The sequence below is a fragment of the Mycobacterium sp. 94-17 genome, from assembly GCF_035617725.1.
Classification (GTDB): domain Bacteria; phylum Actinomycetota; class Actinomycetes; order Mycobacteriales; family Mycobacteriaceae; genus Mycobacterium.
Map to the genome: position 1 here is coordinate 1 of NZ_JAPIYN010000073.1, position 722 is coordinate 722.

At 62.6% G+C, this 722-nt stretch carries 1 protein-coding gene; it reads left to right on the forward strand.

Features of this window, described 5'->3' with window-relative positions:
* A partial coding sequence (locus OQ789_RS25685; RefSeq protein ID WP_420716207.1) for an alpha/beta fold hydrolase occupies window positions 1–722 on the forward strand: 722 nt, incomplete at both ends.

The window sequence follows — 722 nt, forward strand, 5'->3', positions numbered from 1 at the left end:
CGCAACCAACTACCGCGAATGGCTCAACACCCAGCTCATCACCGCCGCTTGACCCTTAACAAAGATAGGAGCATCAACATCACCGCAGTGTTGGACGATCTCGGCAGTTCGGAGGCGGTTCTCGTCGCGGTCGACGGGGCGTTGGCGCCAGCGGCACTGCTCGCTGCCACGCATCCGTCGCGCACAACCGCGCTGGTCTTGCTCGAAAGCTATGCGATCCCGCTTTCGGAACGCACTGGGCTGGATCCCAAGGAAGTCCTCGGTGCCATGACCGCGATGTGGGGGACGGGTGAGTTCAACCATGTGCTCAATCCCGACATGCCCTGGAATGAGGAGATCCCGACAACGTGGGCACGAGAGGAACGACTGGCCGCGAGCCCGTGGACAGTCGCCCTCATGCTCCCTCTTATGGTCGAAATGGATGTGCGGGCGGTGCTTTCGACCGTCCGCGTGCCTACCCTCGTCGTGCAACACAGCGACGACCTGATGATCACGCCCGCCATGGGCAGGAGCGTCGCTGAACATATATCCGGCGCCAAATACGTCGAGCTGCCAGGCCGAAACATGTATCACTTGGTCGAGCCGTGGCGCGAGTCCTTTCGGGAGATCGCCGAGTTCCTCACCGGCGAGCAAGCCGAGGTGCCCGACGATCGGGTGCTGGCCACGGTGTTGTTCACCGACATCGTGGATTCGACGCGCCGGGCGGCGGAGATGGGTGATCG